The 15,224-nt window shown below is 62.4% G+C and carries 18 protein-coding genes and 1 tRNA gene; 8 read left to right on the forward strand and 11 right to left on the reverse strand.

All coding sequences use genetic code 11. The annotated features are described in order from the left end of the window. Positions 1 to 99: FYDLN acid domain-containing protein (locus B7Y49_RS06420; protein WP_374126814.1), on the reverse strand; the 99-nt coding region annotated here is incomplete at its 3' end. 103 nt (positions 100 to 202) lie between these two features. Between B7Y49_RS06420 and aroA the strand changes: the two genes are divergently transcribed. The 7 genes from aroA to B7Y49_RS06455 all read left to right on the forward strand — a co-directional run bounded on the left by aroA (position 203) and on the right by B7Y49_RS06455 (position 6,677). After that, positions 203 to 1,537, forward strand: coding sequence for a 3-phosphoshikimate 1-carboxyvinyltransferase (aroA, locus tag B7Y49_RS06425; protein WP_374126752.1), 1,335 nt, complete (start codon positions 203 to 205; stop codon positions 1,535 to 1,537). Between the two features lie 7 nt (positions 1,538 to 1,544). Then, the gene (locus B7Y49_RS06430; protein WP_374126753.1) at positions 1,545 to 2,183 is read left to right on the forward strand and encodes a d(CMP) kinase; all 639 of its coding nucleotides are present in this window, start codon (positions 1,545 to 1,547) and stop codon (positions 2,181 to 2,183) included. Between the two features lie 193 nt (positions 2,184 to 2,376). Continuing rightward, positions 2,377 to 4,110 (forward strand): 30S ribosomal protein S1, encoded by a 1,734-nt coding sequence (gene rpsA, locus B7Y49_RS06435; RefSeq protein WP_374126754.1) that lies wholly within the window; start codon positions 2,377 to 2,379, stop codon positions 4,108 to 4,110. Positions 4,111 to 4,231: 121 nt separating this feature from the next. After that, on the forward strand, positions 4,232 to 4,516 hold the full coding sequence (gene ihfB / locus B7Y49_RS06440) for an integration host factor subunit beta (RefSeq protein WP_374126755.1): 285 nt from the start codon (positions 4,232 to 4,234) through the stop codon (positions 4,514 to 4,516). A 64-nt stretch (positions 4,517 to 4,580) separates the two neighbouring features. Beyond that, positions 4,581 to 4,664, forward strand: a tRNA-Leu gene (locus B7Y49_RS06445). Between the two features lie 79 nt (positions 4,665 to 4,743). Then, positions 4,744 to 6,225: an ABC transporter substrate-binding protein gene (locus B7Y49_RS06450; protein ID WP_374126756.1), complete on the forward strand. Its 1,482-nt coding sequence runs from the start codon at positions 4,744 to 4,746 to the stop codon at positions 6,223 to 6,225. A gap of 17 nt (positions 6,226 to 6,242) precedes the next feature. Beyond that, positions 6,243 to 6,677 (forward strand): DUF4112 domain-containing protein, encoded by a 435-nt coding sequence (locus tag B7Y49_RS06455; RefSeq protein WP_374126757.1) that lies wholly within the window; start codon positions 6,243 to 6,245, stop codon positions 6,675 to 6,677. Positions 6,678 to 6,821: 144 nt separating this feature from the next. On the opposite strand, the gene B7Y49_RS06460 is transcribed toward B7Y49_RS06455, so the two are convergent. The 9 genes from B7Y49_RS06460 to B7Y49_RS06500 form a co-directional block, all read right to left on the reverse strand. Then, the gene (locus B7Y49_RS06460; RefSeq protein ID WP_374126758.1) at positions 6,822 to 7,151 is read right to left on the reverse strand and encodes a hypothetical protein; all 330 of its coding nucleotides are present in this window, start codon (positions 7,149 to 7,151) and stop codon (positions 6,822 to 6,824) included. A gap of 98 nt (positions 7,152 to 7,249) precedes the next feature. Then, positions 7,250 to 7,804, reverse strand: a complete 555-nt coding sequence (locus B7Y49_RS06465) for a hypothetical protein (protein ID WP_374126759.1) — start codon at positions 7,802 to 7,804, stop codon at positions 7,250 to 7,252. Then, positions 7,797 to 8,291: an ATPase gene (locus tag B7Y49_RS06470; RefSeq protein WP_374126760.1), complete on the reverse strand. Its 495-nt coding sequence runs from the start codon at positions 8,289 to 8,291 to the stop codon at positions 7,797 to 7,799. The genes B7Y49_RS06465 and B7Y49_RS06470 overlap by 8 nt, the downstream gene beginning before the upstream one ends. A gap of 13 nt (positions 8,292 to 8,304) precedes the next feature. After that, positions 8,305 to 8,517 (reverse strand): F0F1 ATP synthase subunit C, encoded by a 213-nt coding sequence (locus B7Y49_RS06475; protein WP_374126815.1) that lies wholly within the window; start codon positions 8,515 to 8,517, stop codon positions 8,305 to 8,307. Positions 8,518 to 8,591: 74 nt separating this feature from the next. Continuing rightward, positions 8,592 to 9,347, reverse strand: coding sequence for a F0F1 ATP synthase subunit A (locus tag B7Y49_RS06480; RefSeq protein WP_374126816.1), 756 nt, complete (start codon positions 9,345 to 9,347; stop codon positions 8,592 to 8,594). A 59-nt stretch (positions 9,348 to 9,406) separates the two neighbouring features. Continuing rightward, complete coding sequence (locus B7Y49_RS06485) at positions 9,407 to 9,706, reverse strand: AtpZ/AtpI family protein (protein WP_374126761.1); 300 nt, start codon at positions 9,704 to 9,706, stop codon at positions 9,407 to 9,409. Positions 9,707 to 9,880: 174 nt separating this feature from the next. After that, entirely contained in the window at positions 9,881 to 10,276 is a 396-nt protein-coding gene (locus B7Y49_RS06490; protein WP_374126762.1) for a YdbL family protein, read from the reverse strand. After that, positions 10,276 to 10,458: a YnbE family lipoprotein gene (locus tag B7Y49_RS06495; RefSeq protein WP_374126763.1), complete on the reverse strand. Its 183-nt coding sequence runs from the start codon at positions 10,456 to 10,458 to the stop codon at positions 10,276 to 10,278. Before B7Y49_RS06495 ends, B7Y49_RS06490 begins: the two co-directional genes overlap by 1 nt. A gap of 47 nt (positions 10,459 to 10,505) precedes the next feature. Beyond that, on the reverse strand, positions 10,506 to 13,772 hold the full coding sequence (locus B7Y49_RS06500) for a YdbH domain-containing protein (protein ID WP_374126764.1): 3,267 nt from the start codon (positions 13,770 to 13,772) through the stop codon (positions 10,506 to 10,508). Between the two features lie 75 nt (positions 13,773 to 13,847). Between B7Y49_RS06500 and radC the strand changes: the two genes are divergently transcribed. Beyond that, positions 13,848 to 14,555: a RadC family protein gene (gene radC, locus B7Y49_RS06505; RefSeq protein ID WP_374126817.1), complete on the forward strand. Its 708-nt coding sequence runs from the start codon at positions 13,848 to 13,850 to the stop codon at positions 14,553 to 14,555. Positions 14,556 to 14,642: 87 nt separating this feature from the next. Here radC and B7Y49_RS06510 read toward each other — a convergent pair whose 3' ends face one another. After that, positions 14,643 to 15,107: an EF-hand domain-containing protein gene (locus B7Y49_RS06510; RefSeq protein WP_374126765.1), complete on the reverse strand. Its 465-nt coding sequence runs from the start codon at positions 15,105 to 15,107 to the stop codon at positions 14,643 to 14,645. Positions 15,108 to 15,224: the final 117 nt, after the last annotated feature.

The following is a 15,224-nucleotide window of genomic DNA, read 5'->3' on the forward strand; positions in this document are numbered from 1 at the left end:
GCATTCGATGCAGGTGACCGGGTCATCCTTGCCCAGATCGTAAAAACGCGTTGCGCATTTCGGACACGTTCGCTTCGTGCCCCATTCCGGCTTCACCATAAGGTGCCTCGTGCCTTTCGAAGTAATGGGATTTTGTGGCTGTTGAGCCGCAAAGTGGGGCGCGCCTTGCCATAGCGCAAGCGCGCTGTCAAAGCCGCCGCCGATGTCGCACCCAGACCCCCTTCCCCGCCAATTCGTTGCAAGCGGTCCATTAAAGGGCGCGATGACGGTGCCCGGCGACAAATCGATCAGCCATCGGGCGCTGATGTTTGCCGCCCTCGCTGTCGGTACCAGCCGGATTGAAGGACTGCTGGAGGGCGAGGATGTGCTCGCCACCGCCGCTGCGCTCCGCGCGATGGGGGCAACGATCACGCGCCTGAAGGACGGCATCTGGGAGGTCAGCGGCGTTGGGGTCGGCGGGCTGCTACAGCCGGCGCAGGCGCTAGATATGGGCAATTCGGGCACCTCGACCCGGCTGCTTATGGGGCTGGTTGCCAGCCACCCGATAACCGCGACCTTTGTTGGCGATGCGTCGCTATCGGCGCGACCAATGGGCCGGGTGATCGATCCGCTGTCGCAGATGGGGGCGGATATCACCGCCAGCCCCGGCGGACGGTTGCCCCTGATGGTACGCGGAATCTGCCCGGCGGTGCCGATCAGCTACACACTGCCGGTGGCATCAGCGCAGGTAAAGTCGGCGGTGCTGCTAGCGGGACTCAACACGCCCGGCATCACCCGCGTGATCGAGCCGGTCGCGACGCGCGATCATAGTGAGCGAATGCTCTTGGGGTTTGGCGCGCAGATTACGGTCGAGGAAACCGATCAGGGTCGCATCATTTCGATCACGGGAGAGGCCGAACTGACGCCGCAATCGATTACCGTGCCGGGCGATCCCTCTTCAGCCGCCTTTTTCGCGGTCGCTGCGTCGATCATCCCGGGATCGGACGTGCTGATTGCCAATGTCGGACTGAACCCCACCCGCACCGGGCTGTTCACGGCGCTCACGATGATGGGTGCCGATATCGTGCAGGAAAACCCCCGCTTCGTGGGCGGCGAACCGGTTGCCGACTTGCGTGTCCGTCACGCACCGCTCCACGCGATTACGGTACCACACGAACTCGCGCCCAGCATGATCGACGAATATCCCATCCTGTTCGTCGCCGCAGCCATGGCAAGTGGTCGGACCGCGGCGCGTGGTGCGCACGAATTGCGCGTCAAGGAATCGGACCGGATCGCGACGATGGCAACCGCGCTCACCGCGATCGGCGTGGGTGTCGAGGAGTATGAGGATGGCCTTGCCATTACCGGATCGGCCGGCGCGCCGTTACGCGGGGATGCGATGATCGCGTCCCGGCTCGATCACCGGATTGCGATGAGCATGGCGATTGCAGGCCTCGCCTCGCACAAGGCGCTGACGATCGACGATGTGTCACCCGTCGCCACCAGTTTCCCGACATTCTTCGAAACGCTTGACGCGCTGGCCGGTATGGCCCTTTGATAGGGCCATGATTATCGCCGTCGACGGACCCGCTGCATCGGGCAAAGGCACCATCGCCCGCGCGCTCGCCAAGCATTATGGCTTGCCGCACCTCGATACCGGATTGCTGTATCGCGCCGTCGCGCTGACGGTGGTGCGCAATGAGCTGAATCCGGACATCGAGGCTGATTGCTTCGCGGCGTGCGATTTCGACGAATCGGTCCTCGCCGACCCCGAACTGCGGACCGATGAAATCGGTAAGATCGCCTCAATCGTATCGGCGCATCCCTTAGTGCGGACTGCCCTGCTCCACCGCCAGCGGCGTTTTGCCAATCAGCCAGGCGGCGCGGTGCTCGACGGGCGGGATATCGGCACGGTGATCGCGCCCAATGCCGACGCCAAGTTATTTGTCAAAGCGACGCCATCGATCCGCGCGAAGCGGCGCCATCTGGAACTGCGCCAACACGGCGCGGTCGTCAGCATCGACAAGGTTCTGGCCGATATTCGCGCCCGCGACTTGCGCGACAGCCAGCGCGCCACCGCGCCGCTCGTGCTCGCCAACGACGCCGCCTTGCTCGATACGAGCTTTCTGTCTATAGAATCAGGCATCCAGCGGGCGATTGAGCTCGTGGAGGCTCGGACAAGGGTGAAGACGGCAACGTCCTGACCCGGCGAGGCGCGAAGCGGAACGGCAAAACGCCGATCCTGCTTACGCGCCCTTTTCGCTTTGTCGGCATGTCTTCGCGTGCGCTATTTCCCGACGGATGCCGCGTCCGGCAATCGGTCGCCGCGGCAACATGGCCAAAGACCGCCGGAGACAACCGGCTGGCCGGACAATAGACTTGGGATACTGTAACTTTATGGCCTCTTCGGCAAATCCAACGCGCGACGATTTCGCAGCACTTCTGGAAGAAACACTCGGCGATGCAGACGGCTTTGAGGGCCGGGTCGTCAAGGGCACCGTCACCGCGATCGAGAATGACCTTGCTGTCATCGACGTAGGCCTCAAGTCCGAAGGCCGCGTGCCACTCCGCGAATTCGCGATGCCTGGCCAGAAGGCCGATCTGAAGGTTGGTGACGAAGTCGAAGTCTATGTCGACCGGGTCGAAAATATCCACGGCGAAGCGATGCTCAGCCGCGATCGCGCTCGCCGCGAAGCCGCCTGGGACACGCTGGAAACCGAATTCGCCAAAACCGCCCGCGTCGAAGGCGTCATCTTTGGCCGCGTGAAGGGTGGCTTCACTGTCGATCTGAACGGCGCCGTGGCCTTCCTGCCCGGTTCGCAGGTCGATATCCGCCCGGTCCGCGACGTTACCCCGCTGATGGACATTCCGCAGCCATTCCAGATCCTGAAGATGGACCGCAAGCGCGGCAACATCGTCGTTTCGCGTCGTGCCATCCTCGAAGAAACCCGCGCTGAGCAGCGTTCGGGCCTGATCCTGTCGCTGGCCGAGGGCCAGGTGATCGACGGTATCGTCAAGAACATCACCGATTATGGCGCGTTCGTCGATCTGGGCGGCATCGATGGCCTGCTTCACGTTACCGATCTCAGCTACAAGCGCGTCGGGCATCCGAGCGAAGTGCTGAACATCGGCGATACCGTGAAGGTGCAGATCATCCGCATCAACAAGGACACGCAGCGCATCAGCCTTGGCATGAAGCAGCTTGAGAGCGATCCGTGGGATGGCGCGATGGAGAAATACCCGATCGGCGCCAAGCTGTCGGGTCGCGTGACCAACATCACCGAATATGGCGCGTTCGTCGAACTGGAAGCGGGCATCGAAGGTCTGGTCCATGTCAGCGAAATGAGCTGGACCAAGAAGAACGTCCACCCCGGCAAGATCGTTTCGACCAGCCAGGAAGTCGACGTCATCGTCCTCGAAGTCGATTCGGAAAAGCGTCGCATCTCGCTTGGCCTCAAGCAGGCGATCAGCAACCCATGGGAAGCCTTTGCCGAGGCGCACCCGGTCGGCTCGACCGTCGAGGGCGAAGTCAAGAACGCGACCGAATTCGGCTTGTTCATCGGCCTCGACAACGATGTCGACGGCATGGTCCACATGTCCGACATCGCCTGGGGCGTATCGGGCGAGGACGCGCTCAACCTGCACCGCAAGGGTGAGACCGTTCAGGCGATCGTGCTCGACATCGATGCCGAAAAGGAGCGTATCTCGCTCGGCATGAAGCAGCTTGAGCGCGGTGCGCCCGCCGTCGGCGGCGCAGCTGCAGCCGAAGGCAGCGATGCCGGCTCACGCCTCAGCAAGAACGCGATCGTCACCGTCACCGTGCTCGAAGTCCGCGATGCGGGCCTCGAGGTGCAGACCGGCGACGCAGGCGCGACGGGCTTCATCAAGCGGACCGATCTGGGCCGTGACCGCGACGAACAGCGGCCTGAGCGTTTCCAGGTCGGCCAGAAGTTCGACGCGATGGTGACTGGTTTCGATCGTTCGAAGAAGCCGACCTTCTCGATCAAGGCGATGCAGATCTCCGAAGAGAAGCAGGCCGTTGCGCAATATGGCTCGTCCGACTCAGGCGCGTCGCTCGGCGACATCCTTGGCGAAGCGCTCAAGGCGCGATCGGGCGACACCAAGAAGTAACCTACTCAAAATGGGGACATGAACTGGCGTCATGTCCCCATTATTTCCTCTACGCGCAATTTTATGTCGCATCTGTTCTGGGGCAACGTCACATCGATTACATGTGGGGGGAGACACAAACATGATACGCTCAGAACTAGTTCAGCGGCTGGTCGAGGAAAATCCGGACCTGACGCCACGCGACGTCGAATCCATCGTTTCAACATTTTTTGATGAGATTGCCGCACGATTGGCAGCTGACGGTCGGGTCGAGTTGCGCGGCTTTGGCGCTTTCTCAACCCGCGCGCGCGATGCCCGTAGCGGTCGCAATCCACGGACGGGCGAAGTCGTCGCCGTATCCGCCAAGCGCGTTCCCTATTTCAAGCCCGGCAAGGAAATGCGCGCCCGCCTCAACTGCGACGGCTGATTGCGCTTTTCCACCACGAACGCGGGTTGACCTCTGCCTGCCATTCGGCTTGCGTGCTTTCAGCGCGGACGTGGCGAAATCGGTAGACGCAGGGGACTTAAAATCCCCCTCTTCTGGAGTGCGGGTTCGAGTCCCGCCGTCCGCACCAGCCTTCTTGGCGCGTTGGTGGCCTGGGTGATCGCCCAAGAGCGGTGGCGCATCGCGCGTGCCAATGGCAAAGAAGCGCGATGAGGCCGGTTGCTCTTCCCCGTTTCGTTGCGCCTTTGCTGCTTATTGGCGGCATTTTGCTGGTCGCCAGTTGCAATCAGCGGCGCGATATCGGTCCCGTTGTGGTCAGCGCGATCGGCCCGGGTCCGGTATTGACCGATCCAGCGCGCGGGGCCCTCAGCGGTCCGGCGCGGCTGTTGCTTGATTCAACCGCGCAGGGCCTGGTCAGGTTCGATGCCGTCGGGCAAATCGCGCCTGGTCTTGCCGAACGATGGATCGTTATCGACAACGGCATGAGTTACATTTTTCGTCTGCGCGAGGCCGAATGGAGCGATGGCAGCCGAGTGACGGCGGCACAGATCGTCGAACGTCTACGGCGGCAGATCGCCCCGCGATCACGCAACCCGTTGCGTCCCTATTTGACGGCAGTCGACGAGATTGTGGAAATGACCCCCCAGGTGATCGAGGTGCGACTGAAGCGCCCGCGGCCTGATCTGCTCAAGCTCTTCGCTCAGCCCGAGCTAGCCTTGTTGCTTGATCGACCACCGCGCGGCACCGGTCCGTTCCGGGTCGCACCATCGGGCAAGAACGGAACACTACTGACACCGGCCTTCGATCCGGCACGCGCCACCAGTGATGATGTCGAAGAACCCGGTCCCGAGCAATCCGTCCAGTTAATCGGCGAGCGTTCGGCGCGCGCCATCGTCCGTTTTGCCGAACGTCAATCCGATCTGGTCAGTGGCGGCACCTTTGTCGACTGGCCGCTGCTCAAGTTCGTCGAGATCGCGCCGGCCAATTTTCGGTTGGATCCGGCCGAAGGTCTGTTCGGGTTCGCTATTGTCAATCGCGAAGGCTTTCTGGCCGATGCCGATAATCGAGCCGCCCTCTCCCAGGTGATCGATCGCATCGCCATCGTCTCGGCATTTGCGCCCGGCTGGCAAGCGACCGAACAGATCCTGCCTGCAGCACTCGATTCCGCTGCCAATCCATCGATTGCAAGCTGGGCGACATTATCGCCTGCTCAGCGGCGCGAAGGTGCGCGGGCACGCGTCCGCCGTTGGAAGGCAAGCCATGACAGGACAATCACGATCCGAATAGCGTTGCCCTCCGGGCCCGGCGCGACCATCTTGTACGGGTTTGTCGGCGCCGCGCTCCGATCGATCGGCCTGACGCCACAACGCGTGAGCCGCGATGCCCCTGCCGACCTCCGCTTGATCGACTCAGTTGCGCCCTATGACAGCGCACGCTGGTATCTCGCCACTGCGTGCCAGCCCTGTGGTGAAGATGTGGAAGGCGCGCTGAACGCAGCGCGCGATGCCGACTCGCTGTCCGAACGCGCTCAACGGATTGCCGAAGCCGACGCGCTGGTGAATGAGGATGCTGCTTTCATCCCAATCGCACGTCCGCTACGTTGGTCGTTGGTCGCGTTGCGGCTCAGCCGATGGCAGGGGAACGGACGCGCCTGGCATCCGTTGAATGAGCTTCGCACCAATACCAGATAGGGGAGCAGACAGGGGCCATGGCAAACCGCACCACCCGAATCGACCCGGAACAGGTCCGCAAGCTCGCCGCCCAGCTGCCACTCGGGCGTGATGCTGCCGGTGTGCGCAAGCGGATTGAGGCAATGGAGCATTTGCTCGAGGGGCTCATCACCATCCCCGGCCTTAACCGCAAGGTCGGCCTAGACGTGATCCTAGACTTCATCCCGGTCGCTGGCCCGACTATTGCCGCAGCGATGGGCGGCTGGATGATGTGGGAAGCTCGAAATCTGGGCATGACCAAAACCCATATGCTGCGCATGGCGGGCAATATCGGCATCGATTATCTGCTCGGCCTGATCCCCTGGATCGGTGCGGTGCCCGATTTCTTCTTCCGCTCGAACACGCGGAATCTGAAGATGATCAAGCGTTATATGGACCGGCACCACCCCTCAACGGCGATTATTCAGGGGTAAGTGCCGGCCCGGCGCCGGCATCAATCGCCGGGTGCTATTCCATGGCCGCTTGCTGGAGCCCAATATTGTTCGGGCGCGGCAACACAAGACGCAAGAAAGCCGCCAGCGGCATTGGCCACCGGCGGCTTGGGTAATGTTACCAGATCACTTGATGGCGGCGAGGCCGTCGGTGATCTTCTTGATCATTTCGTCGGTCACGGCGCCGCCCGAATAGGGCTGTACCTGGGTCAGGCTCATCGCCTTAAACTGGTCATAGGCGGGGTGGGCCGGCAGGCCGGGGATCACGCCTTCCAGAACTGCCTTGGCGGCAGGATCAGCAACCAGTGCCTCGATCGGGCTGTCGATGGACAGCTTGGCGGCACCAGGTGTGGTCGCGGCTGGCGGGGTTGGCGCAACAGGTGCCGCAGGTGCGGTCTGGGCCAAAGCGGGAGCTGCAGTCAGCGTCAGCAGGGCGGCAACGGCAAAAAGCTTCATGGGGGCGTCTTTCTAGAATGGCTGGGCACGAATCGCCCAAGTCCTAAAAGCGCAAAATTGCGGCGATAGCTAGGCCAAGCCGCCTGCAATCAATGCCATCAGTTGACGCGCGCGAGCCCAGCGATGGTGCGATCGACCAGCGGCTTATCAGCACCGGCATCATGCCGATCGGTGATTATCTGCGTTGCTGCGCGCGTCGCAGCGTCGGCAGCGCGTGCGCGGACCTCTGCAATCGCGCCGCGTTCGGCAGCGGCAATCTTGTCTTCCGCCATCCGGGCGCGACGGGCGGTCAGCTCCGCCGCATCTGCTTCAGCCTTGGCGAGCATCGTCTTCGCTTCGGCTTCGGCGTGTGCGATAATGGCAGCAGCATCGCCAGCGCTCGCGGCGCTGCGCTTTTTCGCATCAGCGAGCAGCGCTTCGGCTTCGGCCCGCAAGCGATTGGCCTCATCCAACTGTGCGCGGATCGTGCCGATCCGGCTGTCGAGCGCCTTGGCGATCATCGCCGGCACTTTCTGCCAGATCATCAGGCCGATCACGACGATCATCGACAGGGCAACGAAGCCCGGTGCCGAAATGCCGAACGCTGTCGGCGCTTCGTGATGCTCGGGCGCAACCGCCCCGTTAGCGAGCGTGGATGCGTGCGTTTCAGCCATGCGCGAGGGCAACCTTTACTTGCTGTTCGACCAGCGCCCGATCGGTCGAAACGCCCGACAGCTTGGCGACGATCGCCTCGACCGCCTCAACAGTCGACGCCTCGATCTCACCAAGCGCTGCCTGTTTGCGGCCTTCGATCGAGTCGGTCGCTGCAGCAAGGCGGACGAGCATTTCAGCATCCGCCTGCTTCGCGACCGCTTCGGCGCGGGCAATCGCCTTTGCCTTGGCTTCGGCCACCGACTTCATCGCCTGGCCACGCGCGCCATCAAGGCTGGCGTTATAGGCGATGTTACTGGCTTCCGCCGCCGATCGCGCGGCTTCGGCAGCGGCGAGATCACCCGCGACCTTGCCGTTGCGATCGTCGATGGTCTTTTCAATCTTCGGCACCATGCCCCGGCCAATTCCGAAATAAATGAGCGCGAACACGATCGCGAGCCAGAACAGCTGCGAGGCGTAAATCTCAGCAATTTGGGAAAGCTGGGGCATGGCGGCCGATGCCTTACTTGACGACGAACAGGATCAAGATCGCGACGACGAACGCGATCAGGCCCAACAATTCCGACGCGGCGAAACCGATGAACAGACGGCCCTGCTGGCCATCAGCTGCTTCCGGATTGCGCAGCGCGCCTTCAAGGAACGAACCGAAGACGTTGCCCACGCCGAGCGCGGCCAGGCCGATACCAATCGCCGCAAGGCCGGCACCGATGTACATTGCACCAAGATCAGTCATGTAAAAACTCCCTAAGAATAAGCGTAACTTGATGGAAAAACTGGAACAAACCGATCCTAGTGCAGGTGCACCGCATCGTTGAGGTAAAGCGAAGTAAGCAGCGCAAACACATAGGCCTGGATCGCGCAGACGAGCAGTTCGAGCGCGCTGACGCCGATGATCATCACGAAGCTGAGCGCCGAGACGACGATGCCAAGCGGACCGCCTGCGTTCAGGCCCTGCACGACAAAGCTGCCGAACACTTCGAGCAGAATATGGCCCGCCGTCATCGCGACAAACAGTCGCAGACCCAGCGAGAACGGGCGCACCATGAACGAGACGAACTCGACCGGGATGATGACGGGCATTAGCCAGCCCGGCGCACCGTGCGGCACGAACAGCGAGAAGAAATGTAGGCCGTGCTTCCAGAACCCGACTGCAAGGACGATGCCAAACGACAGGAAGGCGAGCACCGCGGTAACGGTGATATGGCTGGTGACGGCAAAGGCGTGAACGCCCGGCACGATCGCCAGCGGCAACACGCCGATCAGGTTCGACAGCAAAATGAACATGAAAAGCGAGAAGATATACGGTGCAAACTTCTTGCCTTCCGGCCCGATGTTCACGCGCATCATATCATCGATGAAGCTGATGACCGATTCCACCGCAACCTGCCAGCGGCCTGGGATCAGCTGGCGCTTCATGCCGCCGCGCATGAACACATAGAGCACGCCAAGCGTGACAAACATGAACAATGCCGAATTGGTGAAGGACAGATCGAAGCCGCCAAGCTTCATATGGCCGAACAACGGTTCGACCAGGAACTGTTCCATCGGGTCTATCTTGCCAGCCACGCCCGCTTACCCTTGTTCAACAATGCAGGACGCCCGCGTCATTCGGGGCGTTCCTTGGAAATTCTGAAGATGTTGCGAAACGCAACAACCACGCTCAACGACAACAGGATCAGCAGCCCCCAGGGCGACGTGCCGAACCAGCTATCAAAACCCCAGCCGATCACCGCGCCACCCAGTGGCGCGCCGATCAATTCCGCCAGCACTCGACTGCCCTGCTTATAGCCCTTGCCGGTCGGTGCCGAGATAACCGCTGCCCCGTCCTGCGCCAGCTTCGCACGCGCAATTCGGGCCGCAAGATCATCGGGTCCGTTCTGGCGATCGTCAGCCAACGCGAGCACATCCTGATAAGAAAACGCCGCCGCGCAAAGAAGCGGGCGACGACAAGCACCGGCAAGCCACAGACCCCCGATGCGGGGTCGCTTTAGAAAGGGGGGGCTGGCAAGTCAACCGGGCGTGGCCCCGCCTGCCAAGACAGGCGGGGATCAGTCCCTAGCATTACGCCGCGCGACCGATCAGAGGCAGAACGAATCGCGTTCCGGCGCGGCATCGGTGCGCGTTTTCCAGCTGCCGTCGGGAGCCTCGTATTTTTCACCTGGCACGGTCTTGGCGATCAGGTTGCAGCCCGAGGTGATGGCGAACTGCTCCACTGTCGCGCCATCAGCTGCGCTGCGCGTATAGGCCGCTTTGCGCTGGATGTTGATGTTGTTGACGAGCGCGCGCAGCGCAGGCGTTTCCGTACCGACGATGCCCAAGTAACCGTCACGCTTTTCGCCAACCTGGCCCGCCGAACGCGCCGCCTGATAGGCTGGATCACGTTGCGCGAGCGCTGCGGTGGCGGCCAAGCCGGTGACGAGCAAGGCACCAGCCGCGATCGCCAGCTTTGCGGTGTTGCGTGAAAACTTGGCCATCAAAATATCCCTGTATTATTCTCAATCAACGCCTTTGCCTTGCCGTCGAGCCGGTAAACGACATCCTGAGTGATCTTGATGTTGAGATTGATGACGATCGGCTTATCCGGCGCGGTAACGCTGACGCAACCGCCAGCAAGCCCTACTACGCCCAAAAGCGCCATTGTCATCCATCTGCTCATCGCACCCTTGGTCGGTCTCCTGGCGTCTTTCGTCAATGCGGATTGTTTCATGGCATGGGCTCGCTTGCAGGGGGCTGAACGGGTTTGTCAGCCTGTGTTGTGCTTGGTGTGGTCCCGGGCACCGCCCGCTCGCGCACCTGCTTGTTCTGTTCTTCGATCAACCGGGGCAGATTACGTTCGATCAGTCGGCGCGGATCATAATAGGATTGCGTAAAATCGATCAGCTGGCGAAACGGCGCCTCGATTCGGACATTGAAGACGAGCGGCAGTTTTTGCAGCCGGCGGATCAGGAAGTTGCTCTTTGTGCCTGCCCCCTGGCTGATCCCGGCAAAGCGCACCTCGGTGATCATCTCGCCGGCCAGTGGCCCGTTCATCTCGATCGCCAGCGTTTTGTATTTCAGCGATTTCAGCGCCTGAAAGGCCATATTGCCCCAAAACCCCAGATCTTCCTGCGAAAGCTCACCAACATAAGCGATCGTCCCGCCGGTTTCGCGCACCGTGAGCCGCCCGTTTTCGATCCGCCCGCCCTGTTCGTTGAAAATCATCGGCAGCACGCCATCAAACGTGCCGGTCGCATCGAGATTCTTGAAATCAAACTGCTGCAGAAACTGAGCGGCATTCACGCCTTCGACTCGAAACGTCATCCGCCGTTCCCGGCTTTCGGTAAAGTCGAGCACGCTCGGCTCCAGCACCAGCGTGCCCCCGGCAAACGGCCACCGCCCACCTTCCACTGCAACGCGCGATCCCGGGAGGGTCTGGTAGCGCACCAGCCCCTCGGTCACCGGGACACCTGGATTGATGATCGCGATGGACGCCACCTGACCGGGCGCGCTTTCCAGATTAAGCAGATCGGTGAAGCGGATCTCCCCCGACAGACCCGTCACTGGACCAAAAGCGGCAGCCAGATCGGTGCCGGTGGTCCGGAATACGCCGTCGCTTTTCACCCCGTCGCGCGTCCAGCGGACCTGGCCGCTGCCTGAAACGACGCCTTTCACTTCGGCAATTACGCCCTTGGTAAAACGGGTCAGCTGGAGAGGTTGCAGCGCTTCACCAAAGCTGATTCCCGGAACATCAAGATCAGCGTGGCCGATACCGCTGCCCAGATCGTGCGCGATCGACACCGTCGTCACCGACGTGCCGGTTTCAGAATGTTGCAGCCCAGCCGTGGCCACGATCCGGTTGTCGGCCAGCGTAAACGACACGTCCTTGCTGGCGAGCGGATAAAAACGCGGATCAGCATCGTCGTCGGCAACGATCAAGCTGCCGGTGATGGCCAGCCTATGGCCATCAAACTGCCAATTGCCTTCGCTACCGGACATTAGCAGCGGCACCCGCGCGATATGCCCCGCCCCGGCAGCAAACCGACCGTTCGCCCCCTGTTTGACGAGTTGTCCATTCAAGCTGCCGATATCGAGCCTTGTGACGCGATCAGAGTCGCCAAGCCGGGCCGCAAGCCCAGCGACCTGAAAATCGCGCGCCGACACGCCAAACCGCGCCGATGCTGCGGTCAGGGTCAGAGGGGAGCCGCCCAGTGCCCCCGCCAGCCGTGGCAAGGCGATCCTCCCGCTTCCGCTCATCGTGCTGCCGTTGACGCTCACCAACGCTTCGCCCGTGGGGCAAAGCTGCAGTCGGGCGCTGCCTAGCGCCAGCGATCCGATCGTCAGCCGATCAAAATTGAGCGGGGCGCACGCCCGATTGATCCGCCAGCGACGTCGCCCGTCCCATTCGGCCTGCAGCGCCAACCGCGCGCCATCGATCCGCCCGCTGCCGATTGGCCCGGATAGCGTGGCAAATGTCGACAGCCGGGTCGCGCCGCCTGGGGTTGCGGTAAAATCGACATTGGTCAGCGAAAGCGCCGCACCGCCCGCAGCATAAGGCCTGACGATCCCGCTGCCGGTGATGGGCGATCCGGCAACATTCTGTGCGAGCCGGATGACGGCTTCGGGCAGTCCACCCCCGGCGATCGCCAGCGTACCGTTCAGGCGAACGCCGTCCGGGCCAATTTCGACACCGTCGCCCCGGTTGAGCGTTACCAGCGCGCCACTCGCCGAACGGGCCTCGACCGCTGACAGGTTGATATTCAGGGTATCCGCCTTGCTCACCAGGCCGACGTCACCGCCAACGGTCATATCATTCCCGGCCATCACCGCCGCCCGGACAAGTTGGTCGAGAAGCGGCGCAAGCGGCGTGCCCCCCGCCCCGCCGCGCCACCCCGCCAGCATTGTCCGCGTTGCGGGTGCCATCGAAGCGCCGGTGAGCGACGCGTGCCCCTGTAAATCGCTGCCCTGCCTGCCCACCCGATAGCGCCCGACCAGCGTCGCGCCCTTGGCCTTCAGCGCCGAGGTCAACAATAGCCCGCTTTGCACCGAATATCCGCCGCGCGTTGACGCAGCCGATCCGTCAAAATCAACCACGCCCGATAGCGCCTCGACCCGAGCCGCCGGCGCTTGCACCCCGGCTAGCGACACCGCCGCTCTGCCCTGCCAGCGATCAAACCGGGCATCGAGACGAGCGTCGAAGGCGATTGCCGCGCCAGACGCCCGTGTTGAACCGCAAGCGACCGTCGCGGCCCGTAGCGGTCCCATCAGGCGGGGCTGGCGATCGGTGATCTGCACGGCCCAGTTGGCCGCTACCCGATCGGCGGTGCACCCGGCTGCCGTCAGCCGCTCGCTGACCAATGTCGCGCGCCCGGACCAGCCATTGTCAAGACGCCCCCGCCCTGCGAGCTTGATGCCAATCACGCCTTGCGGCGCCGTCAGCTGCATCCGGCCATCGGCAATATCGAGATCGATCGCTGGCAGCGTGAACGGACCGCCGCGCGATGCGGGCAACAGGCGATCAAGGCTGCCGAGCATCAGTTTTCCATCCACCAGCGCTCCGCGGAGCCGCACCGCGCCCGCGCGCAGGCCGGTAACGGTCGCCCCGTTCAGCCCGATCTGGGTCGAAACCTCGACCCAATCTGCCACCAGATCAGGCCGCTCTGGATCGCCGATCACCACGCTGGTCAGGCGCTGGGTGTCGAAGCCGATATCGGCGATTCGGTAGCGCGCCTTGACGCCGTGATCGGCCAGATAGCTCTCGATGTAGTTATTGGCGATCGGTTTGCGCTGGCTCCAGACGCCCAGCAGCCCCGCCAGCGACACGGCGGCAATGCCCAGTGACCAGCGCGACGCGCCATTATACCAGCGCCTTCTGGAGCGAGCCGGAGCAAGATCGGCATCCGGCGCTGTATCGCGTTCTGCCGCCACGGTAATCGTCACTCCCAACCCGCCCCTCACCCTGCCACAGGGCGCGATGCCGTAACCATAAGCCACGATCGCGCCTGCGCAATTGCCTGGTTACCGAACAGACCTTAATCCTTGAAACGCATGAGCGTTCCCACCCCCGAAATGATCGACTCGACTCCGGATGTCGGCGACGCCAGCGTGCCTGGGCATGCCGGCCACCGCGCGCGAATGCGGCAGCGGTTGCTGGGGCATGGCGGTGATGCGCTGCTTGATCATGAACTGATCGAATATCTGCTCGCGCTGGCAATCCCTCGCCGCGATACCAAGCCGCTCGCCAAGGCGTTGCTGGCCGAATTTGGGGGAATCGGCGGGCTTTTCACCGCAGAGCCTGAGGCGCTGATGCGGGTGAAAGGCATGGGCGAAACGGCGGTTGCCGCAATCAAGATTGCCCAGGCCGCCGCCCTCCGGTTGCTGCGCGCCAAGGTGGCCGAGCAGCCAGTGCTGAGCAACTGGCAGGCGCTGATCGATTATCTCCAGGCCGATATGGCGCATCACGTGATTAAGCGGGTGCGCGTACTCCACTTGAACACCCGCAACATGTTGATTCGCGACGAGTTGGTAAGCGAAGGTTCGATCGACGAAGCGGCCGTGCATGTGCGTGAGGTGATCCGCCGCGCAATTGATCTGGGGTCGGCGGCGATCATTCTGGTGCACAACCATCCGAGCGGCGATCCATCGCCAAGCCGGGCCGATATCGATCTTACGCGGCAAATTGCCGAGGCCGGGAAACGACTGGGGATCACCGTGCACGATCACCTGATCATCGGGGCGACCGGTCATGTCAGCCTTCGCGCACAAGGGCTGATCTGATACACAACAAAAAGCGGCCGCGATACCAGGGGAAAGTATCGCGGCCGCAATCATGCGGGGGTGCTCAATCCCCGCCGAACGGGAAGATTATCCCTTGTTCGATGACAGGAAGCCGGTCAGCTCGGTCTTGGTAACCGACTTGCTCTTGTCCGCATCGGCCTGCGCGAAGGCGGACTTGGTCCAGGTCTTCATCGACTTGCTTTCCGCCGTCACCGACTTGTCGGAGGCTGAGCGCAGCGCGACCATCCAAGCGCCAAATTCGGCGGTGTTCAGAGTGCCATTGCTATCCTTATCATAGGTCGGAAATTCAGCTTCGACGACTTGCGCAATCTGATCCGGGGCGGTCACTGGCTGCGCCGCAGTGGAAGCCTCCGCTGGCGCCTGCTGAACGGTCGACGGATCGCCCGGGGCAGGTGCTGTGGGTGTCGTCGACTGGCCGAGTGTCTGTGCAGCAGACGACGGTGGTACCGGCTGCATGTCAGTCGGGGTTTGCTGCGCGATTGCAGGGGCGGCAACCAGCATGGCGCTGGCGAGCAGGGTGAGTTTCAACATCATGTTTCTCCAATTTCCACTCAAAATTCGGTGAGGCGGCGAGAGGTGATGGCTTGCTGCCTCATCCTAACAAACCCCAGTCGATTGATTTAGCTGCACAATTTCGTTGTTTGGTGA

Source organism: Sphingomonas sp. 28-62-11, from assembly GCF_002278865.1.
Lineage (GTDB): Bacteria > Pseudomonadota > Alphaproteobacteria > Sphingomonadales > Sphingomonadaceae > Sphingomonas.

Bases quoted from the DNA above. Each gene is read 5' to 3' on its own strand.
- B7Y49_RS06480 (WP_374126816.1), bottom strand. From the start codon at position 9,347: ATGGAACAGTTCCTGGTCGAACCGTTGTTCGGCCATATGAAGCTTGGC.
- B7Y49_RS06430 (WP_374126753.1), top strand. From the start codon at position 1,545: ATGATTATCGCCGTCGACGGACCCGCTGCATCGGGCAAAGGCACCATC.
- radC (WP_374126817.1), top strand. From the start codon at position 13,848: ATGATCGACTCGACTCCGGATGTCGGCGACGCCAGCGTGCCTGGGCAT.
- rpsA (WP_374126754.1), top strand. From the start codon at position 2,377: ATGGCCTCTTCGGCAAATCCAACGCGCGACGATTTCGCAGCACTTCTG.
- B7Y49_RS06455 (WP_374126757.1), top strand. From the start codon at position 6,243: ATGGCAAACCGCACCACCCGAATCGACCCGGAACAGGTCCGCAAGCTC.
- B7Y49_RS06490 (WP_374126762.1), bottom strand. From the start codon at position 10,276: ATGGCCAAGTTTTCACGCAACACCGCAAAGCTGGCGATCGCGGCTGGT.
- B7Y49_RS06450 (WP_374126756.1), top strand. From the start codon at position 4,744: ATGAGGCCGGTTGCTCTTCCCCGTTTCGTTGCGCCTTTGCTGCTTATT.
- B7Y49_RS06460 (WP_374126758.1), bottom strand. From the start codon at position 7,151: ATGAAGCTTTTTGCCGTTGCCGCCCTGCTGACGCTGACTGCAGCTCCC.
- B7Y49_RS06465 (WP_374126759.1), bottom strand. From the start codon at position 7,804: ATGGCTGAAACGCACGCATCCACGCTCGCTAACGGGGCGGTTGCGCCC.
- B7Y49_RS06470 (WP_374126760.1), bottom strand. From the start codon at position 8,291: ATGCCCCAGCTTTCCCAAATTGCTGAGATTTACGCCTCGCAGCTGTTC.
- aroA (WP_374126752.1), top strand. From the start codon at position 203: ATGTCGCACCCAGACCCCCTTCCCCGCCAATTCGTTGCAAGCGGTCCA.
- B7Y49_RS06510 (WP_374126765.1), bottom strand. From the start codon at position 15,107: ATGTTGAAACTCACCCTGCTCGCCAGCGCCATGCTGGTTGCCGCCCCT.
- ihfB (WP_374126755.1), top strand. From the start codon at position 4,232: ATGATACGCTCAGAACTAGTTCAGCGGCTGGTCGAGGAAAATCCGGAC.
- B7Y49_RS06475 (WP_374126815.1), bottom strand. From the start codon at position 8,517: ATGTACATCGGTGCCGGCCTTGCGGCGATTGGTATCGGCCTGGCCGCG.
- B7Y49_RS06495 (WP_374126763.1), bottom strand. From the start codon at position 10,458: ATGAGCAGATGGATGACAATGGCGCTTTTGGGCGTAGTAGGGCTTGCT.